Source organism: Halobellus sp. Atlit-38R (genome assembly GCF_003665925.1).
GTDB lineage: Archaea > Halobacteriota > Halobacteria > Halobacteriales > Haloferacaceae > Haloquadratum > Haloquadratum inordinatus.
This window is the reverse complement of record NZ_QXIJ01000014.1, coordinates 45708-66926: the sequence shown is the minus strand read 5'-3', so window position 1 is coordinate 66926 and position 21219 is coordinate 45708. Positions and strand designations below refer to the sequence as shown.

General features: G+C 65.4%; 19 protein-coding genes and 1 tRNA gene. 11 read left to right on the top strand and 9 right to left on the bottom strand.

Annotation, left to right across the window (positions count from 1 at the left end):
- Positions 1-226 precede the first annotated feature (226 nt).
- Entirely contained in the window at positions 227-1699 is a 1473-nt protein-coding gene (locus D3D02_RS15440; protein WP_158599385.1) for a DUF3179 domain-containing (seleno)protein, read from the top strand.
- A gap of 150 nt (positions 1700-1849) precedes the next feature.
- Here D3D02_RS15440 and D3D02_RS15435 read toward each other — a convergent pair whose 3' ends face one another.
- Both D3D02_RS15435 and D3D02_RS15430 read right to left on the bottom strand, forming a co-directional pair.
- Positions 1850-2752: a class 1 fructose-bisphosphatase gene (locus D3D02_RS15435; protein ID WP_121570887.1), complete on the bottom strand. Its 903-nt coding sequence runs from the start codon at positions 2750-2752 to the stop codon at positions 1850-1852.
- A 208-nt stretch (positions 2753-2960) separates the two neighbouring features.
- Positions 2961-4016 (bottom strand): helix-hairpin-helix domain-containing protein, encoded by a 1056-nt coding sequence (locus tag D3D02_RS15430; RefSeq protein ID WP_199723119.1) that lies wholly within the window; start codon positions 4014-4016, stop codon positions 2961-2963.
- 181 nt (positions 4017-4197) lie between these two features.
- Between D3D02_RS15430 and D3D02_RS15425 the strand changes: the two genes are divergently transcribed.
- From D3D02_RS15425 to D3D02_RS15410, 4 genes are all read left to right on the top strand, one after another.
- A complete protein-coding gene (locus D3D02_RS15425; RefSeq protein ID WP_121570892.1) occupies positions 4198-5220 on the top strand; it encodes an ABC transporter ATP-binding protein in 1023 nt (340 codons plus the stop codon).
- The gene (locus tag D3D02_RS15420; RefSeq protein WP_121570886.1) at positions 5217-7046 is read left to right on the top strand and encodes an ABC transporter permease; all 1830 of its coding nucleotides are present in this window, start codon (positions 5217-5219) and stop codon (positions 7044-7046) included. Before D3D02_RS15425 ends, D3D02_RS15420 begins: the two co-directional genes overlap by 4 nt.
- Positions 7039-8106: an ABC transporter permease gene (locus D3D02_RS15415; RefSeq protein ID WP_121570885.1), complete on the top strand. Its 1068-nt coding sequence runs from the start codon at positions 7039-7041 to the stop codon at positions 8104-8106. Before D3D02_RS15420 ends, D3D02_RS15415 begins: the two co-directional genes overlap by 8 nt.
- A 94-nt stretch (positions 8107-8200) precedes the next feature.
- A complete protein-coding gene (locus tag D3D02_RS15410; RefSeq protein WP_121570884.1) occupies positions 8201-8563 on the top strand; it encodes a DUF5798 family protein in 363 nt (120 codons plus the stop codon).
- Positions 8564-8603: 40 nt separating this feature from the next.
- Here the strand turns inward: D3D02_RS15410 and D3D02_RS15405 are convergent, their stop codons facing one another.
- The 4 genes from D3D02_RS15405 to D3D02_RS15390 form a co-directional block, all read right to left on the bottom strand.
- On the bottom strand, positions 8604-9032 hold the full coding sequence (locus tag D3D02_RS15405; protein WP_121570883.1) for a CoA-binding protein: 429 nt from the start codon (positions 9030-9032) through the stop codon (positions 8604-8606).
- A 56-nt stretch (positions 9033-9088) separates the two neighbouring features.
- The gene (locus D3D02_RS15400; protein WP_121570882.1) at positions 9089-9700 is read right to left on the bottom strand and encodes a recombinase RecA; all 612 of its coding nucleotides are present in this window, start codon (positions 9698-9700) and stop codon (positions 9089-9091) included.
- Between the two features lie 209 nt (positions 9701-9909).
- Complete coding sequence (locus tag D3D02_RS15395) at positions 9910-10782, bottom strand: geranylgeranylglycerol-phosphate geranylgeranyltransferase (RefSeq protein WP_121570881.1); 873 nt, start codon at positions 10780-10782, stop codon at positions 9910-9912.
- A gap of 88 nt (positions 10783-10870) precedes the next feature.
- The gene (locus D3D02_RS15390) at positions 10871-12001 is read right to left on the bottom strand and encodes a hypothetical protein (RefSeq protein ID WP_121570880.1); all 1131 of its coding nucleotides are present in this window, start codon (positions 11999-12001) and stop codon (positions 10871-10873) included.
- A 220-nt stretch (positions 12002-12221) separates the two neighbouring features.
- On the opposite strand from D3D02_RS15390, the gene D3D02_RS15385 reads away from it, so the two are divergent.
- The 4 genes from D3D02_RS15385 (at position 12222) to D3D02_RS15370 (ending at position 15514) form a co-directional block, all read left to right on the top strand.
- Entirely contained in the window at positions 12222-12968 is a 747-nt protein-coding gene (locus D3D02_RS15385; protein WP_394337733.1) for an ABC transporter ATP-binding protein, read from the top strand.
- 2 nt (positions 12969-12970) lie between these two features.
- Positions 12971-14215 (top strand): ABC transporter permease, encoded by a 1245-nt coding sequence (locus D3D02_RS15380; RefSeq protein WP_121570878.1) that lies wholly within the window; start codon positions 12971-12973, stop codon positions 14213-14215.
- Between the two features lie 174 nt (positions 14216-14389).
- Positions 14390-14650, top strand: a complete 261-nt coding sequence (locus D3D02_RS15375) for a hypothetical protein (protein WP_121570877.1) — start codon at positions 14390-14392, stop codon at positions 14648-14650.
- 207 nt (positions 14651-14857) lie between these two features.
- On the top strand, positions 14858-15514 hold the full coding sequence (locus D3D02_RS15370) for a lactate utilization protein (RefSeq protein ID WP_121570876.1): 657 nt from the start codon (positions 14858-14860) through the stop codon (positions 15512-15514).
- Positions 15515-16189: 675 nt separating this feature from the next.
- On the opposite strand, the gene D3D02_RS15365 is transcribed toward D3D02_RS15370, so the two are convergent.
- Positions 16190-16612: a phospholipase domain-containing protein gene (locus D3D02_RS15365; protein WP_121570875.1), complete on the bottom strand. Its 423-nt coding sequence runs from the start codon at positions 16610-16612 to the stop codon at positions 16190-16192.
- A 110-nt stretch (positions 16613-16722) separates the two neighbouring features.
- Here D3D02_RS15365 and D3D02_RS15360 point away from each other — a divergent pair, with 110 nt between their 5' ends.
- Entirely contained in the window at positions 16723-17865 is a 1143-nt protein-coding gene (locus D3D02_RS15360; RefSeq protein ID WP_121570874.1) for a mechanosensitive ion channel family protein, read from the top strand.
- 274 nt (positions 17866-18139) lie between these two features.
- A complete protein-coding gene (locus D3D02_RS15355; RefSeq protein WP_121570873.1) occupies positions 18140-19930 on the top strand; it encodes a PAS domain S-box protein in 1791 nt (596 codons plus the stop codon).
- A 61-nt stretch (positions 19931-19991) separates the two neighbouring features.
- On the opposite strand, the gene D3D02_RS15350 is transcribed toward D3D02_RS15355, so the two are convergent.
- A tRNA-Thr gene (locus tag D3D02_RS15350) sits at positions 19992-20064 on the bottom strand.
- A gap of 55 nt (positions 20065-20119) precedes the next feature.
- Positions 20120-21112: a class I SAM-dependent methyltransferase family protein gene (locus tag D3D02_RS15345; protein ID WP_121570872.1), complete on the bottom strand. Its 993-nt coding sequence runs from the start codon at positions 21110-21112 to the stop codon at positions 20120-20122.
- Positions 21113-21219: the final 107 nt, after the last annotated feature.

Here is a 21219-nt window from a genome sequence, read left to right as displayed (position 1 = left end):
GACGTACTGGTAGTTCGAACGGGCGTCTCTCGCCGGGTCGGCGGTGGCTACACCGCCGTCGGGAACGGCATCGCTGTCGCGGTCAGACATATGCGTACTACTGAGGGTAACTATCACTTATACCCGCCGTTGTCGGCACACCGTGAACGTTTCTCGTGACTGTCTCTATCACGGATAACCGCCATAGATACTGTTTTCACACGCCAGCGATATTCAGTGTGGTACCGTGACACAATCGGAGGAACCTTCGACCGAGCGACTGCAAGAACTGGTCGATCAGTTACTCGATCGCGACGCCGACGCACACGCTGCTGCCATCGACGCGCTCGCCGAGGAGGGCGACGAGCGAGTCGTCCCGCACCTCCTCGAAGTACTCGTGATCGACGGTATCGCGAACAACTGGGGGCGGTTCGGCTTTCCCGCGGTACTGCGCGATCGGGATCCACCGCGCTACCTCGAACTCCCCGAAGTTCGGTGGCCGGGCGTTCGCGACGCCCTCGCGACGCTCGCCGAACCGAATTTCGACTCCGAGCACGCGTGGGTCGAGTGGGAGTCGTGGTACTCCCAGCAGGAGATCGACCCGCTGGCGGGGTTCGACGAGTGGAAACTCCGACTCTATCGGTCGTATCTCCCGCCGGTCGGCGGTCTCCTCGATTGTGAGCCGCGTGAATTCGATCTCCAGGGAATCCGCTGGGGTAACTGCGATCGCTCGTTCCTCGCCGCGCTGAACGCCCCGTCGTTCGTCCCCGGCGACGCGGTGGAGACCGGCGCGAGCGGCGACAGCACAGATTGGCAGAACGACGCTCCCGAACGCTATCTCGACGACGACCACGTGGTTTTCGGCTTCGAGATCGAGGGGACACAGTATGCAGTGCCGCGCTGGGTGCTGTTCCCGCACGAACTGCTGAACGCCGAACTCGACGGCGTGCCGGTGAGCCTCACGTACTGCACGCTCTGCAACGCGCCGATCCTCTACGACCGACGGGTCGAGATCGACGGCGAGGAACAAGTCCGAACGTTCGGCAGCACTGGGATGCTGGCATCCGGTAACAAGGTGATGTACGACGAGGAGACCGAGACGCTGTGGGACCAGCACGCCGGCACGCCGATCGGCGGCGAGATGCTCGCCGAGGACCCCGATCGCTTCCTGGATCAGTTCGCAGTTACACAGACCGAGTGGGGCGATTGGAAAGAGCAGTACCCCGACACGCTCGCGCTCGACATCGAGACGGGCTACGGCTACGACTACTCGCACTACGACGGCAACATCGACTTCTTCGAGCACTACTGGAACCGCGAGGAGATCGTCCAACCCGGCGTGCGTCGCGAAGACGGGCCACTTCCCGAAAAGGCGTCAGTCTACGGAATCACCGGCGACGACCCCGACGAGGTGTGGGTCGTCCCGATCGACGACCTGCGTGACGGGGGCGTCCTGGAAGCCGCGGTCGCCGGTCGCGACGTGGTCGCCCTCTTGGATGCGACTGACGACATCGCCGTCTACGAAGCGCCGTCGACGTCGGTCGAACGCGTCGAAGGTGGAGATGGCGTCGCCCTCGTCGGTGCGGACGGGACCCGCTGGGAACTGACGCGAAACGAGCTCCGATCCGACGACGGCGAGACGCGCGCCCGTATCCCCGGCCGCCACGGGCTCTGGTTCGCGTTCCGGACGCACTACGAGACAGCGCACATACTCGCGTAACTTACCACTTATCTATTATATTATATTTTGTTATACTAAATGCGGGGATAAACTACAAAGGCCCCAAAGATGGAGCTCAAAGCGTTCTAATGCACTAAGGAAGGAATAAAGAATACCGAAGTGTCGTTAGGAGTATCTATCTAGAACGAGTTACTCGTCGTCCGCAAAGGCGGATTCGAGATCGTCGATCAGTTCCTCGTTGCCGACGTAGACCGGCGTCCGGGCGTGGAGGTCGTCCTTCTCGACGTCGAGCAGCGACTGGTGACCGTCGGAGGTCGCACCGCCGGCGGTTTCGACGATGTAACCGACCGGATAGCCCTCGAACTGGACCCGTAGTTTGCCCTCTGGGGCGTTCGTCAGCGTCGGGTAGCCGAAGATCCCGCCGTAGGTGAGCACCTGATTCACGTCGCCGATCATCGCACCGCCGTAACGGAGTTTCATCGACGGGTCCGACTCGATGTCGTCGACGAACGACTGGAACGCCTCGACCCAGTGGGGGACGCGCCCGCCGAATCCGTAGACCGTCGGATCATCCGGGAGCGTCACGTCCTCGCGAGCGACCTCGTACTCGCCGTCCTGGTGGATGACGTACTCGGTGACGCTGTCATCGCGGGCGACGATCATCGTCGTGGTCGCACCGTAGAGCACGTACGCGGCGGCGACGATGTCGTCGCCGCTCGCCGGCAGGGGTCCGTCGTAGATCGCGACGATCGTCCCCATCGCGGCGTTGGGTTCGAGGTTCGACGAGCCGTCGAGCGGGTCGACGCAGACGGAGAGGCCGCTGCCGACGTCGATGCCCTCGGCGCGCTCCTCGCTGGCGTACACGCCGACGTTAGAGATCGATCCGATCCGATCGAGGAAGAGTTCGTCGGCGTACACGTCGGCCGCCTTTTGGGACTCTCCGGAGGGATTCTCGCCCTCGATGGCGACGCGGCGGCCGGGGAGGCCGCTGCGGACGTCCGGTGCAGAGCGCGCGACGACGTCGAGGACGGCGTCGATGGTGGCGCTGGTCGATTCGGGTTCGGTCGGCGCAGGATTGTCTCTCGTAGCCATCGGATCACTCATTCCGGGGACAGCGGAATCGGTAGTTCAGTGTGCGGTTACAAAAGCCATAAAATCTTTGTTACTGCAGTTGCGCCTAGCTAGCTCGAAAGCGTCTGTGACGAGCCCACAGAACGTCCGTGACGGCGATATAGAAATACACTCCATATTTACTCGTCGAGTAAATAACTCGTCGACGACGGCTCCTCTAGAGCACTCCTCAGGACTCGTGTTCGCGCGCGAGGCGATACCAGGACGCTACCCGTTCGCGGTCGACGTCGAGCGCATCAGCGACGCTTTCGATATCGGCGGTCGTGAGTCGGCGAACCGAGCCGATGCCTGCCCGATGGAGGGTCGCTGCCGCCTCCTCGTCGAGACCGTCGACTGCAGTTAGCGGCGTCGGTGCGCTCTGCTGCCGCCAGGCCGATTCCGCATCTCGCGTTGCGGTTGTCCTCTCGTTGCTACCCGTTTCGGAGCCTCCGTCCTCCGGTTCCAGCAGGTCGTCGCTTCCGCCGGCCCGCCACGCCGCTTCGCCGTCCGTCGCAGAAGAACCGTCGTCGACGCCGCGGTCAGTCGTCCGACCTACGGTGCCGTCGCCGCTCGCCGTCTGTTCCCGCCAGGCCGCTTCGCCCGCTGTTCCGTCGCCGGAACCGTCGGTCTCGGCTTCGTCTTCGGACCACCCCGAGGAGGCGGCGATCCAGGCGCGTTCGTCGTCGTCGAGACCGCGGACCTGTGAGGAGCGCCGGTCGAGGTCGGTGCCGCCGCCGTCGAGCGACCACGAGAGCGAGTGCTCCCGGCGAATCTTGGCGGCGACGCCCGGGTTGACGCCCGCCGTCGTCAGGTCGCGGTAGGCGATGCGCTTCTCGAGAAAGTCCGTGAGCGAAATCTCCGAGTCCCGGAGCAGAGCCGCGGTCTTCGGCCCGACGAAGTGCAGATCCTCGAAGCAGTCGGGATCGGCCGCTGTCTCGCGTCTCTCACCGCCGCCTTCGTCCTCGGCGGTCGATTCACCGGTCGAATCTGCGTCGTCGTCTGTCTCGTCCGCATCGTCGTCGCTCGGAATGGTGTTCCACGGGAGCGGAATGTCCAGGCCGCCGTCGTCTTCTCCCTCGTCTCCACCCTCGCCCGCTGCACTGTTCTCGCCCGCCTCACGATCGAGCCCGTCGGGACCGATCGTCCCGCTGAACACACCAGGAGCCTCGTCGGTCGCGTCCGGTTCGGCGGCGTCGCTGCCGATCGGTTCTCGCTCCCCCCCTTCGGACTCCCCATCCTCGTTCACACTTGCCTCCGTCGAGTAGTATCTCCGCAGTCGGCAACTTGAGTATTTCCGTCATCACACCAACACACTCGGTATGGTGTGGGTCCCGTGATCCCGCCTGCTTCCCCGCAGTGATGCGGTCGAATGGACCACTCGCCGACGGGTTTTATTTCGGGGGCCGTCGTGGCGCTCGACAATGGCGATGATACGGGTCGAAGGGCTGCGGAAGACGTACGGTGACTTTCCCGCCGTCGTCGGCAGCGACTTCGAGGTCGAGACGGGGGAAATATTCGGCGTCGTCGGCCCGAACGGCGCGGGCAAGACGACGACGCTGAAGATGCTCGCCGGGCTCGTCGAGCCCACGAGTGGGACTGCCCAGGTCGCCGGTCGCGACGCCGGCGACCCGGAGATGCGCCGGAACCTCGGCTTCCTCCCGGAGGAATCACCGCTGTACGAGGATATGACGCCGCGGTCGTATCTGCAGTTCTTCGCCGACCTCTACGACGTCCCGCGCGAGGCGGCGACGGAGCGAACCGAATCGACGCTCGACCGCCTCGAACTCGAACACCGTGAACGGCGCTTAGGCGATATGTCGAAGGGGATGAAGCGGAAGGTCGCGATCGCCCGCTCGCTGGTCAACGACCCCGACCTCCTCATCTACGACGAGCCCGCCTCGGGGCTGGACCCGCTGACGACGAACTACGTGCTGGAGTTCACTCGTGAACTCGCCGACCAGGGCAAGACCGTCCTCTTCAGCGCGCACAACCTCTATCACGTCGAGAGCGTCTGCGACCGGGTCGTGATTATGAACCGGGGGGAGATCATCGCCCGCGGGACGGTCCCCGAAATTCGCGCGGCCCACGGGAGCACCGACTACCACGTGTTCACTACCGTCTCGGTCGACGGCGCAACGCCCGATCGCCGATCGGAGTCGGGGACGGAGCGCTACCGCACCGTCGTCCCCGATATGGACGCCGTCGAGGCGGTCCGGGAGCGAGCCACCGCGGCCGGAGGCGAAGTCGTCGACATCCGCACGCGAGAGCAGAGCCTCGAAGACATCTTCCTCGACCTGGCTCGCGAGACTCCGCCGGCCGCGGCTCGGGGACAGGGCCGAGAGCCGAAAGCGAGCGGCCCGGGAGCGCGGACAGAGAGCGACGGGAGACCGTCCACTGGCGACGACGCCGACGCCACCCAGACCGACCCCGACGGGGGTCGCCGGCAGTGACGCGCTCGCTGCGCGAACGCGTCGCGGCGGTCGTCCGGATCGCCCGCTGGGAGGTCGAACGCTCGGCGGGGATCGTCGACCGCCGAACGGCGGTGCTCGGCGTGCTCGCGCTCGTACTCGCGGGAACGATCCTCGGGGCGGGCGCGTTCGCCGGTGGGGTCGCCCTCGACCGCGACATCTACCGTGTCGGCGTCGACCAAGACAGCCCGTATCGAGAGCCCGTCGAGCGGAGCGTCGCACTCGACGCGCGCCCACCGGACCCGGACGCGCTCCGAGACGGCGACGTCGACGTCCTCGTGCGAGAGGGACAATTCCGCGCCGCCGACACGCCGAAGGGACGCGCCGCGCTTTCGGAACTTCGGTCTGCAGTCCGCGCGTACAACGTCGGCCTGATGCGCTCTCAGGAGAACGGCTCGGCGGCGTTTCCGGTCGTCGTCGTCCTCCAGTACGTCTCCCGCTCGGCGGGGATCCCGGACGCCGCTGTCGCTGACGACAATGGGGGCTCCGGAAGTGGGGGCGGAAGCGGAGCCGGCGGCGGTGCGGGCGAGGCGACCGACGGCGCAGAGACCGGCTCGGGCGGTACCACAGACGACGGTGAGGCTGCCGCGTCGCCCGGAGCAGGCGGTCCGCTCGGCGTCCCCGCGCTGAGTGGAATCAATCCGCTCGGCGGCGGGGGCTCCGGGTCGCCGGCGGAGATCCAACCCCCCTTCCCCTTCGGCTCGCTCGTCCTGGCGTTCGCCTTTCTGGTCCCGATGAACTTCGTGGTGCAGGCCTACGGGAGCACGATGCTCAACGAGCGGATCAACCGCCGCGGCGAACTCCTGCTGGTCGCTCCCATCGCGCCTGGCGACATTGTCGCGGGCAAGACCCTCCCGTACCTCGCCGCGATGGTCGCGCTGACGGCACTCGTCGCGCTCGGCGTCGGCGGGAGCGTCGTCGCCGTCGCGGCCGTGATACCCATCGCGTTGGTGTTCCTCGCGGCGACGTTCGCCGGCGCGATGTTCGCGCGTTCGTTCAAGGAACTCACGTTCGTCACGGTCACGGTCTCGGTCTTCCTGACGGCCTATACCTTCGTCCCAGCCATCTTCGCGAACGTCACGCCGATCGCGCTGATCTCGCCGCTCACGGTCGTCGTTCGGGACCTGCAACCGCTGGCGTCGGTGACGCCGGGGGCGTTCCTCTTCGCGACGGGACCGTTCGTCCTCTGCGCCGGCGTGTTGTTCCTGCTCGGCGTCGGCATCTACAGGGAAGAGGACCTGTTCACCCAGCGGCCCGTCCCGCTGAAGTTCCTCGACGCGCTCGACGCGCAGGTGTCGCGCCCGCGGGGCGTCGCCGTCCTCTCGGGGCTGTCGATTCCGTTCGTCTTCGTCGCGGAACTGCTCGCGATCGCGGTGCTTTTCGCCCTACCGGTCTCGCTCACTGTGCCCCTCCTCCTCGTGGTCGTCGCACTCGTCGAGGAACTCGCAAAGAGCCTGCACGTCTACGCGGTCTTCGAGAGCGGCACGTTCCCGCGGACGCGACGCGTCGCGCTCGTCCTCGGCGCGCTCTCCGGCCTCGGGTTCTTCGTCGGCGAGAAGTTCACCGCGGTCGCGCAGGTGGTCGGGCTCCCCGAGCTGGCGCTCGGGCAGGCCGCGTTCGCGCCCTCGGGCATCGGCGTGTTCTCGGCGGCTGGGCTGCTGTTCGCGCCGCTCGTGCTCCACGTCGTCACCGCGGGGCTGACCGCGCTCGGCGCACGGCGGGACGTCCGCTGGTATGCGGCCGCCTTCGTCGGCAGCGTGCTCGTTCACACGGCCTACAATCTCACGGTGGTGAGCCGCCTTGGGTGATCCCACCGACCCGCGGCTGACGATCGCGCGCCGCGAACTGGGGAGCCTCCGAAAGGAGAAGACGATCGTGCTCGCGCTCGCGCTCCAGTTGTTCATCGCGGCGTTCTCCTCGTTCCTCGTCGTGGGGCTCGTCTCGCTGTACGATCCGGGCCAGGTCGACGGCTACGAGGTCGACGTCGCGGTCACCGGCGACGCCGCCGAGGATCTGATCCGCGCGTCACGGGAGGTGCGCGGCGTCGACGCACAGTTCTACCGCTCCGAGGAGACGGCGATGCGGGCCTTCCAGGAGTATCGGGCGACCGGCATCGACGCCGTCCTCGTCGCGGAGACGCGGGATCAGCGGGTGTTCGTCAGGGCCGTCGCGCCCGACTCGAACGTCCAGACGACTATCGTCGTCGTCCAGTTGCGCGACGTGGTGCGCTCGTTCGAACGCGCCGAGCGTACCGACCGGGCGGCGTATCTGGACTCGCTCCCGCTCGAACTGCCGCCGGAAGCGACCGCCAGCCCGTACTTTAGCTTCACCTACACCATCCTGCTGCCGCTGTTGCTCTTCCTGCCGGTGTTCATCTCCGGGTCGGTCGCCGTCGACTCTCTGACCGAGGAGATTGACCGCGGCACGCTCGAACTGCTCCGCGTTGCACCCGTCTCGCTCTCCGACGTCGTCGACGGAAAACTGCTCGCGGCCGCCGGTCTCGCGCCGGTGCAGGCCGCGCTGTGGATCGGCCTCCTCGAACTCAACGGCACGAGCGTGCAGAACGTGCCCGCGCTCCTCGCGCTCGTCGCCGCGATGGCGCTCTTGATCTGCGGGCTCGGGGCGGCGATCGCGTTGCTCGCGCCCGAATGGCGGGCCGCTCAGTTCCTCTACTCCGTCGGGGTTCTGTTCGTCTTCGGCGGGACGACGCTCTTGCCAAACGGGCCGGTCAACGCTGCCTCACGGCTCGCAATCGGGAGCGCCGGGCGTGCAGAAGTCGTCGCCGTCGGGGTGGCCGTTGCCGTCTCCGTCGCGATCTACGTCGGTCTGCGTCGGCTCGTCGGCCGCGTCGACGCCGACGACCTCTGAGCCCGCCGGCGCCCTTCGGGATGCGGCGCGAGCGGGACGCCGCCCCGCAGACGAAGCCGGAACGCACACAAAGCCGGGGCGCACAGAGGGCCGTATGGGACTCGGAGGTACGGCGAAGAAGCTCCAGAAGGTGACAGAGATGGCCGAGGACGTCTACACGCGCCTGAACGACCTCCGCGATCAGGTCGTCCAGATGCGTGAGACGACCCAAGAGACTAGCGACCGCGTCGACCGCCTCGAACGCGAGGCCGCGGAGATGCGCGCGCTGCTCGACGCGCTCGCCGAGAAGGAGGGGATCGACGTCGAGAGCGTCACCGCCGAAGCACACATCGCTGAAGCAGAGCAGACCGACGAGGAGGCCGTCTCGGAGACGGACGAAGGCGAGTCGACGTCGGAGACGGCCGAGAGCGAGTCCGCCTCAGAGACGACCGAGAGCGGCCCTGCGTCGTCAAAATAGCGGCTGACGCCGAACAGAGGCGGGAAGCAATTCTCCGCGGTCAGTCGACGAGCCGTGCGTGCTCGACTTTCATACACTTGTCCTGAACGAAGCCGAGGCCGGCGTCGCAGGCCCGCTCGCCCGCCTCGTCGTCGGTGATGTCGAGCTGGAGCCACACTACGTCGACGTCGCCGGCGCTCTCGCTGCGCTCGATCGCCGCGTCGACGATGTCGCCGGCCTCCTCGCTCGGCCGGAAGACGTTGACGAGGTCGACGTCGATCGACTCCGGAACGTCCGCGAGCGAGTCGTAGGCGGTCTCGCCGAGGATCTCGTCGGCGAAGGGATTGACCGGCACGACGTGATACCCGTGCCGCTGGAGATACGCCGGGATGTCGTGGGCGGCCTTCCCGGGCGTCGTCGAGCACCCGACTACGGCGACCGTCTCGTGGGCCAGTACCGATCGCAGTCTGTCGTCGTCGCTGATAGGCATACGTGGAGGAGAGACGCGACCGGGATAAAACGTCTGCCGTGATCGTCGTGGGCGACTCAGTCGCCCGCCAGCCGAACCGACGGCGGTCCGTCCTCTTGAGTGGTGACGATGCCGTCGAACAACTGCTTCAGCGTGTTCATCGTCTGGTCGTCGTGGGCGCTCGCGTCGATGGCGAACACGCCCAGGCCGTCGACGCTCTGGATGCGACCGGTGAAGACGTGGAGGAACCGGAACACCGTCTGGAGGTCCGCGTACATCAGAAGCGTCGACAGCGAGTGCAGCATTACGCGGTTCTGCTGGATACCCTGATCCTGGTAGAACGCCTGGAGGAACTCGGAGAGTTTGATCCCGATTCCGGTCATATCGACGGGCGAGGAGGTGTATTTGATCCGGTCGTCGTCGCGAATGTCGCCGACGCCCTGCTGGCGCGTGACACAGTCGACGACGGCCACCGGGCGCTCCTCGTAGGCGATCCGCGTCTCGAAGTCTCTGAGCACGCGGTCGGCGCCGTCCTTGGTAGTGACGATGATCGCTCCCTCGCCTTTCTCCGTGCCCGACGCGAGGATGTCGAGACAGAGCGATCGTTTCCCCGAGAGGGGTGGACCGCTCACCAGGATGTTCGTTCCCGGGGGGACCTCTGCATCGAGGTCCGGGCCGAGGTCATACATCTGATCTCCTCGGCGTCGAGCCGCTAGCTACAAGGAAGGTGTTGATCGTCCGATGGGTCGACTCGCCGGGAGTCATTAGACGAGTAGACCATATCGGGTGCAGATAATATTCTTTTTGATTGCTCCGGTGTGCGGTACGGCAATCGTCGTCCGAATGAACCGGCGCTGTACACCAGAGTATCAGGAGGTAGAGCTAGTTTGCTGAGATTTTAGAACACGAGACCGGTCTCAGCGACTCGGCCGGCGACGAACGCCGCAGTCGCGAGAAACATACCCCGCTTCAGTCGCTGCTGGGCGATCGACGGGCGGGCGAAGGACTGCCGCAACGCGGCGAGCATCACGCCGTCCGCGGGGACGACCAAGAGCAGATACACGAGTCCGAACGTTCCCATCACGTACGGGAGCGCGCTCGCCGCCACGGCGACGAGCAGCACGACGGCCCCGATTCGGAGTGCCGTCGGTTCGCCGACGACGATGGGGAGCGTCCGAAGTCCCTCCTCTCTATCGCCTGCGATGTCCTCTACGTCCTTGACGATCTCTCGCGTCAGCGTCGCCAACGCGGCGAGCGCGAACAACACGAGTGCCGCCGGATCGCCGAGTCGACCGACCGCCGCGGCACCGAAGAGGAACGTCGAGCCGGTCAGGTACGCGACGACGACGTTGCCGACGCCGGGAAGCCCCTTGAACAGTTCCGTGTACGCGAGCAGCGCAAGGAGATTCGCGACCGCGATCGCGATCGCCGCCAGCGGGAGGACGAGTGCAGCCACGACCGCACCGAGAAACAACACGACGCTGAAGACGAGCGCGCCGCGCGGCGACACCGCGCCGCGAGGGATCGGTCTGTCCGGACGGTTGATCCGGTCGATCTCCCGATCGAAGTAGTCGTTGATCGCGTTTCCGGCGCCCGTCGCGAAGACGGTCGCGAGCACGGCAGCGACGACGGCGATCGGTCCCGAGCCGAACCCCGAGGCGACGAACGCCCCGGTGAACGTGAGAACGCCCGCGGCGACGGCGTTGCCGGGACGGGTGAGTTCGAGGAGTCCCCGAAACGTCGCTGTCCGCTCACGTCCGCCAGATGCCATACGTACCTCGTGTCCTCGGCTTCGAGATAAAGGGCGCGGAGTCCGGCGAGCGACGCTGCGCTCGCCGGGGGGTCGATTCGCGCGCGGATCAGGAGGCGGGCGTCTGTGCGAGGAGCGACTCCGCGAGCTCGATCGCCGTCTCGCGGTCGGAGTCAGTCACGAGAGCGACCGTACCGCCGTCGGTCTCCCACGTCACCGCGACTCGGCCGTCCATCTCGGTCACGTTCGCGCTCACGCCACCGATCTCAGTTTCGGTCGCATCACCGCTCGCGTACGGGAGCGCCTCCGTGTTGCTGGCGAAGACCGTCACGTTCTCGGGACCCACGTAGCGGGCGACGGCCGTCTCGCCGCCGTAGTTCAACACGGCGCCCTCACTGAATTCGTACGCCGAGTCGGTGACTTCGGGGACGGTCACGTCGGTCGCGTTCTGGAGCGCGTCGAAGGTGTCGATCTCCGCGCCGGCCGGCAGTTCCGCGCTCGGCGGCTGGAACGTGCTGTCGGCGACGCTGATGTCGAACCGCGTCTCGGAATAGGTGATCGTCACGGTTCCGTGTTCGCCGCTGAGTTCCTGTTTGAGGACCTTCGAGGAGTCGACGGCGATCCAGTTGGTGACGGTGCCCGTGCGGCTCTCGTTTTCGGACGTCACTTCGACGACCCAGGCGTCGGTTCCGTCCACGGTCTCACGCCCCGTCCGAGTCGCGGTCGTGTTCTCCTCGGTCCAATCATACATTACGGTACGAGCCCGCTCGCTCGCGTCCTGCCACGCCTGCTTCTGACTCTCGTTGAGCGCATACTCCGTCCCGTGCATCGCGTCCGAGCCCTGCATCGCCTCGTCGGCCGGCATCGACGCATTCGAGACGGTCCGGGTCACGCCCGTTCGCTCGTCGTGGATCCAGCCGACGCTGCCGTTCGTTCCGAGAACGACCGTCCGATTGTCGCTCGAAATCGACACGCGAGACCGGTTCTCCTCGGCGACGGTGAACGAGACCTCGTACGTTCGCGTCGCCGTCTCGTTCGTCGCGGTTACGGTCGCCGCGCCGACGACGGTCTCGGCGCTCTCGTATCGCTGCTCCGCGTCGTCGAGAATCTCCGCCCCGGAAGGCGCACCGACGTCGGTGACCGCCATCCCGGCTATCGTCGCAACGCCCAAGAGGGCGACCACCCCGAGGACGACTCCGATTCCGATGCCGCCTCTGTCCTCGCCGTCAGTTCCCACCATTGTCAGCGATAGGGACTTCGTCTGTAAATGCGCTGCGGCCGGCGCCATTATGTGCTGTTCTGGTAGATTTGACGACGCGGTGTCCCTCTGTACCGAGGACAGCCGTGAGCTTTTCACCGTTCGAACCCAACCGCTCGTAGTGAGTCCTGTGTCGAACGATTCGCCGGCTGCTGGAACCGCCGGAGCCGACGAACCACCCCACTCGGAAGCAAGCGAGCGTGTGTCGACGCCGCTCGTGGAGTTAGCGGGTGTGACGAAGCGGTACCAACTCGGCGGGACCGTGACGGCGCTCGACGACGTGTCGCTGTCGCTGGATTCCGGCTCCTACACCGCGGTGATGGGGCCGAGCGGGTCCGGCAAGTCGACGCTTCTCAACCTCGTTGGCGGACTCGACACGGCGGACGAGGGCCGCGTTCGCGTCGCAGACGACGACCTGGGCGCAGTCTCTGAGTCCCGCCGCGCCGAGAAGCGGGGCACCGACATCGGATTCATCTTCCAGACGTTCAATCTGATGCCGCGTCTCACCGCCGTCGAGAACGTCGCGCTGCCGCTCGTCTTCGACGGCTGGGACCGGGAGGATCGGCTCGATCGGGCGCGGACGGTCCTCGACGACGTTGGCCTCGGCGCGCGGTACGACCACAAGCCGAACGAACTCTCCGGCGGGCAGCGCCAGCGCGTCGCCATCGCCCGGGCGCTCGCGCCCGAGCCGTCGATCCTGCTCGCCGACGAACCGACCGGGAACGTCGACACCGAAACCGGCGCGGAGATTATGCGGCTCTTGGGCGAGATCCACGACCGCGGGAACACGATTATGCTGGTGAGCCACTCCCGGCGGATCGCCGAGCACGCCGAACGGATCGTCCACGTCCGCGACGGTCGAATCGAGGACGTCGAGGAAGTCCCCGACTCGGCGTCGACGCCGGCGTCCGGCGACGATTCGCGCGACACGAGGCGGGGGCGGAACTGACGATGGAGTTCCGCGAGGCGCTGCGGATCGCAGCGCGGTCGATCCGGGCACACCGCTTGCGCTCGGGACTGACTGTCGTCGGGATGGTGATCGGGATCGCTTCCGTCGTCGTCTTCGCGACCTTCGGCGCGAGCGTGCAGGCCGCCGTCATCGCCGACATCGGAGACACGAACGCGAACAACGTCTTCGTCACGCCCGCGAGCGGGGACGACGGCCCGCCCGGTCGTGTCTCCGGCTTCGGTCAGCCCGTGTTCACGGAGATCGACGTCGAGACCCTCCGCGAGCAAGAGGGCGTCGAGGCCGTCATCCCACAGGGGATCGTCGGCGTCTCGACGATGGCGTACGGCGACCAGACGATCGCCCAGCGGCAAGCGACCGCGACGGTTCCGGCGACATTTACTGACGACAGCCTCGTCAGCGGCGAGGCGTTCGACCTCGGAGCCAACGAGACCGTTCTCAACGAGGCCGCGGCGAGGGCGTTCGAACGGAACGTCACCGTCGGCTCGACGGTCCAACTCACGCTAGCCACGGGTGAAACGCGGAACGTCACGGTCGTCGGCATCACCTCGGGGACGCGCGGGGGCTTCGTCTCCGGGTTCGGCGAGGTGACGCCGCGCGTGTACCTGCCGGTCGATCCGTTCTATCCGACGACGGTCGAGAGCCCCTCGGTGGGGGCTGACGTCCGGGCTTACCCCCAGGTGACCGTCGTCGCGAACCCGAACGCGGTCGAGTCGGTGAAGCAGGCGACCGAGACGTATCTGACGACGGAATCAGACGCCGCGGAACTCCTCTCTGACGGCACCGAAATCCAGGTCCAGACCAGCGGCGACATCGTCGAGACGATCCAGCAAGTGATCAATCGCATCACGCGCTTCGTGACCGGGATCGCGGTGATCTCGCTGGTCGTCGCGGCGATCGGCATCGCCAACATCACGCTCGTGTCGGTCACAGAGCGGACCAAGGAGATCGGGATTATGAAAGCAGTCGGGGCGACCAACCGCGACACGATGCAGCTGTTCCTCACGGAGTCGGCCTTGCTGGGGACTGTCGGAGCCGTCGTCGGGGTTCCCGTCGGTCTCGTGGTCGCTTGGGGCGCGACGCGGTTCGCCGAAGTCGGGTTCACGATCGCGGGCGAATGGGTCGCCTTCGCCGTGATCGTCGGGATCGGCGTCGGCGTCGTCGCCGGACTCTATCCGGCGTGGCGGGCCTCGAAAGTCGACCCCATCGAGGCGCTCCGCTACGAGTGAGCACAACGGTTGAGCGAACTCGGTCAATATTGTTATATAACCCCAATCTTGGTACCGCCGTTCAGAAGTAAGCGGTTCAAAATACGTCGGGTAGCTATCTGAATCGGGTTCAGATGCATACGAATCATTTTAAGTGTGCTCAGTTATTACAATACCAATAGTGATTAATACGAAATGAGTGTACAAGAGCAGACAGAAACGAGCAACGAATCGGCGCCCGGTGCCGCGACCGTCGTGGCCGGAACGTTCAGCGTGATCGTGCTGCTTGCCGCCGTGGCGTACTCTGTAATGGCGAACGTGGTGAACTGGGTCGCAGTCGATCTACTCACCTACCCCGTCCAGGGCGTTGCGCCGTTCGTCGTCATCAGCGGCGCGATCCTGACGATTCCGATTCTCATCCCGACGGCGCTGGTCTCCGTCCAGTTTCTGAAGTAACCGTCGAACGGCACCGTCCGACGACTGATGCTGTCGGACAGCAGTTCGTGAATCATATTGGCCCCCACGGAGTGCCGATGATTTTCACATCGTTCTGTCCGACAGTATGAAACGAAAGTGACGTGAGCGTAACCACCTAACACTCGTGTCCGCGATTCGTTAAGTAACACCCGTGACTAGGGTAAATCGCCGAAACCGATCACCCATATGTCACAGCAGAAATCTGACTACGTAGACGACGCAGACATCGACGCAACACTCGACGAGCAGGCCAACGAGGAGACGATCGAGGAGACGGTCGAAAACCTCGAAGCCAACGGGTTCGACGTCGTCGTCGTCGACTCCGCCGACGAGGCGCTCGAAACGCTCCAGTCTCACATACCGGCGGGCGCGTCCGTGATGAACGGTCACTCGACGACGCTCGAAGAGGTCGGCTTCGCCGAGTACCTGACCGAGGGCGACCACGAGTGGGAGAGCCTCCCGGACGAAATCTGGAGCATCGACGACGACGCCGAGCGACAGGCCGCTCGCCGCGAGTCCCAGACGGCCGATTACTTCCTCGGCGGTATCAACGCCATCTCGCGGACGGGCGAACTCGTCGCCGCGGATCGCTCGGGCAGTCGAATCGGCGCGTACCCCTTCGCCGCGAGCAACGTCGTCATCGTCAGCGGCGTGAACAAGATCGTCCCCACGCTCGAAGACGCCCTCGACCGGCTCGAATCCGTCGCGTACCCGCTCGAAAACGAACGCGCCAAGGAGGCCTACGGCGTCGAGTCCGCGATCGCAAAGCAACTGATCTTCCGACAGGAACTCGAAGACGGACGCACGACGGTCGTGCTCGTCCGTGACCAGCTCGGCTACTAACCGAGGATCGCGTGTAGCCCTGGTTTCTCAGCCGGCCACCCGACGGTGTGTGACCGAGTGGGAAGCCGTCAAAACGCGACTATCGCACGCTCCCTGCTCGCTTCCTCGAAAATCGTCGGCGTAGCGTGCTGACGATCGCTGAAACCACCACGGTGAGATAGTTCTCGGTACTCTGTTCGATCCGCCTATCGAGTGTGTCAACAGGCCGGCCGCCAGCACGGCCGGGGGCCTCACACCGCCTGAGCGCGCCCCGACTCCCTCCACTGCGAACACCGGGCGCGCTCGCTTTCCGACTGGTGCTTTCGGCCCGCAGCCGTCGCTCGCCGGTGATCTCTCGACGGAGAACGGCCGGACACTTCGTCGGTAGCAGTCGGGGGCTGTGGTGGACAGTTTGGCACTGTAGGAGGTGATGCGAAGGCTGTCCACAGCCACCCGACCCGGTATGGGGGGTACCGAATTGCGGCGGGCACTCCGTGTGCCCGTTTGAGCATCACCGACCTACGGGAAATAATTACTTGTTTTACGAAGTGACATCCGAAAGTACAAGAAATAATTGAGATAAGTTGTGTGTCGGTACAGGGGCACGTCGACAGCCTGGTCCACACTGCCGTTTGATCCTGCCGACGGGCGCACTGCTTCGTCGCGGGAGCGATTCTCACGGCCCTGACGGGCGACTCAGCTCTCCGCACAACGACTCGCCGCGTTCACGCCGTCGGGGGTCATCCGCACGTGGATCTGGAGCGTCTCACACTCCTCGGTGTTCCACTGCACTGTCGTCTCGAATCGGTCGCGCCCCCGGACGGTCACGGCGTACTCACCTTCGGTACCGACCGGATATCTCGATCGGCCGGAAGTCCCGCTGTCGATGGTCTTCGTCCGGTCGATGACGGTCCCGCCCGTCGCGTTGGTGACGACGACCTGGAGGTCGGACGCCCGGTTCTGTTGGTTGTCGAACTGGACGTCTAACTCGCCGGCCGGCGGGGAGGAGGCCTGATAGTCGCTCGCACATCCGGAGAGGAGGACGACGAGGACGAACGTGGCAGCGACGTGGACTGCTCTCGTCATCTTCGCGTCGGAATGTTGGGTCTCCTGTGACATATCTGTGCGTGACGTCGAGGGCGTCACCGTGGTACCCACCTCTCCAGCGGCGGAGGGCGTCCGATGTACAGCGCAGAAATGGTTATCCTACCCCGTCGCGTCGGTTCCGTATGCTTTCGCCGCTCGTGAAACTGTTCGAGGGGCTCTCTGCGATCGAAGCGACGGCCCTCGTGCTCGTCCTCTCGTTCGCGAGCGCCACCGTTATGGAGTTCGTCATCCTCCGCGTCGCCAGGCGCTACGTCTCGAACACCAGCACCGAGTACGACAACATCGTCATCTCCTCGCTTCGGGCCCCGCTGGTCATCACCGCGGCGCTCGTGGGCGTGTACGTACTCACGCAGGTCCCCGCGGTGCGTTCGTCGGTACTCCTGGATGCCCAGACGCTCGACGTGGCCTTCGGAAAGCCTTCGCTTTCGGTCATCGTTCTCGTCTGGGCGTACGCCGCCAACGAAGTGGTGAACCGACTCGTCGCCGCCGTCAACGAGGAGGGCGGCCGGTTCGACTTCGCCCCCGTCTTCTCGAACGTCTGGACGCTGTCAGTCTTGCTGGGGAGCGCCGGCACGCTGCTTTGGCTCTGGGGGATCGAGATCACGCCGCTGCTGGGCGCGGCGGGCGTCGCCGGTATCGCCGTCGGGTTCGCCGCGAAAGACACCGTCGCGAACTTCTTCGGCGGCATCGCGCTGTACTTCGACGACACCTACAAGATCGGGGATTTCATCGTCCTCGACGACGGCACCGCGGGGACGGTCGTCAAGGTCGGCGTGCGCTCGACGACGCTTCTCACCCGCGACGAAGTGATGGTCACGGTGCCCAACGCCACGCTCAACGCCGCGAAAGTGACGAACGAATCGGCGCCCCAGCGCCGCCGTCGCGTCCGGGTTCCGATCGGCGTCGCCTACGGAACCGACATCGACGCCTTCGAGGAGCTCGCCGTCGACGTTGCTGCCGCTGAATCACTCGTCCTCGACTCGCCGAAGCCCCGCGCCCGCTTTCGATCGTTCGGCGACTCCGCGCTCCAGTACGAACTGCTCTGCTGGGTCAACGGCCCGACGCGGCGACGACGTGCCCAACACGAACTCAACCGGTCGCTCTACAAGGCGCTGAACGACGCCGGCATAGAGATCCCATATCCCAAGCGCGAGGTGACGGTAACACCAGCGGCCGACCGCCCCGCTGTCGCCGGGGGGACTACGACGTCCGAACGCCGCACGACCGACGAAGCTCCCGGCGAATCCGGAGACATAACCACATAGCCGTTCGTTTTTCGGGCTTCTCGCAGGCTCGACCGCCGATCGCAGCGGCCGCCTCATACTGTCGGACAGAACTGTGTGAAGCGTATCGGCACCCTGTGGGTGCCAACAGAGTTCACGAACGTCTGCCCGACAGTATCAGCATATGGGACAGCCGCCTCGATCCTCGTCTGCACGTTTCGGACCACAGTGTCTTTGAACCAGCAACGCTAGGTATTCGATACGCGAATGCAATGAACCGGCACGCATCCTCGTCGAAATCCCACTGGACGCACAGATGACAGGCGCCGATGCTCGTAGTGCAGAGTTCTCTCTTTTTCCGGCCGCTCTCGACGCTCTCGACGATGCCTTCTGCGTGTGCACGCCCGATGGCGACCTCGTCTACTGGAACGACGCGCTCGCCGCGGTGAGTGGCTTCGAGGAAGCCAAACTCGAATCGAGTTCGGCGACGGATCTCTTCGGGGAGCGAGATCGAACGCGCGTTGCGGACGCAATCTCGACTGCACTGGAGGCGGACGACCGCACCACCGTCGAAGCGGATCTCAGAACTGAGGGCGGTGACTACGTCCCATACGAGTTCTCCGTGGTTCCGCTGACGACCGAGGCGGGGACGCGACTGGTCGCTGGCGTGGGACGGGACGTCACCGAGCGGCAGGAGTACGAAGCGCAACTGCGACAGCAACGGGACCGGCTCTCGGTGATGCTCGAGAACGCACCGCTCGTCCTCTTCGCGCTCGATACAGACGGCGTGTTCACGTGCTCGCAGGGCAGAGGATTGGACGAGCTCCGACTGACAGCAGACGAGGTGGTCGGCGAGTCGATCTTCGATGTCTACGGGGACTCGCCGGCGATACTCGAAAACGTCACTCGCGCACTCGACGGTGCCCGTGTCCGAGACGAAGTGACTGTCAACGACGCGACGTTCGACACGCTGTATCGGCCCGTCCTCGACGAATCGGGGGCTGTCGAGCGTGTCATCGGTGTCGCGGTCGACATCACCGAGCGAAAAGAGCGTGAACGCGAACTGGAGCGCTACGAGGCGTTCATCGAGAACTCCCAGGACATCGTCACACTCGTCGCTGCGGACGGGACGGTACTGTACGAGAGTCCGGCGATCGAACGGGTGCTTGGATACTCACCGGAGGACCTCGTCGGCGAGCCTATCTTCGAGTACGTGCATCCCGAAGACCGCCAACGCGCGATCGAGCGGTTCTCGGCCGACGTCGAAAGCGGCGGGGCGACCCGGTCGATAGAACTGCGGTTCAAACACGCCTCGGGGTCCTGGCGGTGTCTCGAATCGGTCGGAACGAACCTCCTCGACGATCCGGTAATCGGCGGTATCGTCGTCACCTCCCGAGACATCACGGAGCGAAAGTCGTACGAGAAAGAACTCGAGATGCGAAACGAACAGCTGTTGGTTCTCAACCGGATCGTTCGACACGACATCCGCAACGATATGTCCGTCTCGCTCGGCTGGAGTGAGATGCTGAAAGAGCACCTCGACGAAGAGGGTCACGACATCGTCGACCGGATCCGCAAACACGACCAACACGTCATCGATCTCACGAAGACCGTCCGCGACTTCGTCGAGACGCTCGAAGACGATGCAGATCCGACGCTGGAGGCCGTGAACGTCGAACGGGTCGTCGAGCAGGTCCTCGAAAGCTGGACGACGGCGTACGTGGACGCCGAACTCGACGCCGCCGAGATACCCGAGGCCGAAGTGAGAGCCAACGAACTGCTCACGTCCGTCTTCCGAAATCTGTTGAACAACGCCGTCCAACACAACGACAAGGAGACGGCGCGCGTGAGCATCGACGGCGACGTTCGATCGGAGACGGTCGTCGTCCGGGTCGCCGACAACGGACCCGGGATTCCGGATGGGCAGAAAGACGCCGTCTTCGGGCGGACCGAGGCTGGTCTGGACGATCCGGCGGCTGGCGTCGGCCTCTATCTCGTGGATACACTCGTCTCACAGTACGACGGCAGCGTCTCCCTGAAAGACAACGAACCGGAGGGAACGGTCGCTGTCGTCGAATTGCCGAGAGCGACCAGTTCGGAAGACTAACACCTCGTTCTAGGAGCGACATACGAGCCGCTCACAGTGTGAGTGACGTGCGGCAGAAAGAAGCCGGTGGAGGGATTTGAACCCTCGGCCTATTCCTTACGAAGGAATCGCTCTGCCAGCTGAGCTACACCGGCGCGGTCGTTCAGACGCACTCGACCGTACTGCGATGAGTAAGAAAAGGCTTCCGAATCACCGCGACGTGAGCCGAACGTCGAGACAGACGTTGTACTCGTGTGGCGCGTACGAGCGGACGACGTGCTCGGTTTCGACCGCGACGTCGTACGCCGGGTCGGCGGCCGCCGCGGCCTCTCTGATCGCCCGGATTCCCGGGCCGAACGGATCGTCCTCGTGCTGGATGTCGTAGTAGTGGAGCAGACACCCCTCGCCTGCGAGTTCCACCGCCGTCTCGAGGAAGTCGCCGGCGCTGTGCGGGAGGTTCATCACGAGCCGATCGGCCCAGCCAGCGTAGTCGGCGGCGAGATCGCGGACGTCCCCCTGAATCGCCGTCACGTGTTCTTCGACGCCGTTGCGGCGGGCGTTCTCCCGGAGATACTCGACGGCGACGGGGTTGAGATCGCAGGCGACGACGTCCGCGTCGCGGCCGGCCATCGGGACCGCGAACGGGCCGACGCCGGCGAACATATCGATCACGCGCTCGCCGGCGCCGACCTGGGAGATCACGCGGTGGCGCTCGGTCGCGAGGCGCGGTGAGAAGTAGACCTCGGCGATGTCGAGTGCGAACTCGTAGCCGTACTCTCGGTGGACGGTCTCGGTCGACTCGCCCACGAGGACGTCCCACTCGCGCACCCGGAGTTCGCCCTTGACTTTCGAGGCGCGATTGACCACCGTCCGCGCGCGGAGATCCGATTCGACGATGGCGTCGGCGATCCGGCGGGCGCGGTCGGCGTCGCCCTCGTCGAGGATGACGACGTCGCCGAGGCGCTCGTAGGAGGGTTCGAAACCGAGCACCTCCGCGGGGGTCGTCTGCGTCTCCCGCGCGGGGGCGTCGTGATCGACCACGTCGTACGCGGCCGGGACCGCGGCCGCGTCGGTGACGGGGATGTAGAGCGACCCCGACTCGACCGTGATCTCGCGCTCGCGATCGATGAGGTCGCGGTCCGCGAGCGCCTGACGGGTCTCCTCGCCCTCGCTCGTCGGCACGCGGACGCACGGAACGGTCATTACCCGAGGGTGGCGAGCGACCGGAGTAAGCGTGACGTTTCGACGCGAGCGAGGCGGGAGACGAAGACGGGAGCGCTACGTCTGTGGACTGCCGCTCTCACCCGATA

Coding starts and splice junctions, on each gene's coding strand:
- D3D02_RS15435 (WP_121570887.1), bottom strand. CDS start 2,752: ATGGCTACGAGAGACAATCCTGCGCCGACCGAACCCGAATCGACCAGC.
- D3D02_RS15425 (WP_121570892.1), top strand. CDS start 4,198: ATGATACGGGTCGAAGGGCTGCGGAAGACGTACGGTGACTTTCCCGCC.
- D3D02_RS15410 (WP_121570884.1), top strand. CDS start 8,201: ATGGGACTCGGAGGTACGGCGAAGAAGCTCCAGAAGGTGACAGAGATG.
- D3D02_RS15405 (WP_121570883.1), bottom strand. CDS start 9,032: ATGCCTATCAGCGACGACGACAGACTGCGATCGGTACTGGCCCACGAG.
- D3D02_RS15400 (WP_121570882.1), bottom strand. CDS start 9,700: ATGTATGACCTCGGCCCGGACCTCGATGCAGAGGTCCCCCCGGGAACG.
- D3D02_RS15395 (WP_121570881.1), bottom strand. CDS start 10,782: ATGGCATCTGGCGGACGTGAGCGGACAGCGACGTTTCGGGGACTCCTC.
- D3D02_RS15390 (WP_121570880.1), bottom strand. CDS start 12,001: ATGGTGGGAACTGACGGCGAGGACAGAGGCGGCATCGGAATCGGAGTC.
- D3D02_RS15380 (WP_121570878.1), top strand. CDS start 12,971: ATGGAGTTCCGCGAGGCGCTGCGGATCGCAGCGCGGTCGATCCGGGCA.
- D3D02_RS15375 (WP_121570877.1), top strand. CDS start 14,390: ATGAGTGTACAAGAGCAGACAGAAACGAGCAACGAATCGGCGCCCGGT.
- D3D02_RS15370 (WP_121570876.1), top strand. CDS start 14,858: ATGTCACAGCAGAAATCTGACTACGTAGACGACGCAGACATCGACGCA.
- D3D02_RS15365 (WP_121570875.1), bottom strand. CDS start 16,612: ATGTCACAGGAGACCCAACATTCCGACGCGAAGATGACGAGAGCAGTC.
- D3D02_RS15360 (WP_121570874.1), top strand. CDS start 16,723: ATGCTTTCGCCGCTCGTGAAACTGTTCGAGGGGCTCTCTGCGATCGAA.
- D3D02_RS15355 (WP_121570873.1), top strand. CDS start 18,140: ATGACAGGCGCCGATGCTCGTAGTGCAGAGTTCTCTCTTTTTCCGGCC.
- D3D02_RS15345 (WP_121570872.1), bottom strand. CDS start 21,112: ATGACCGTTCCGTGCGTCCGCGTGCCGACGAGCGAGGGCGAGGAGACC.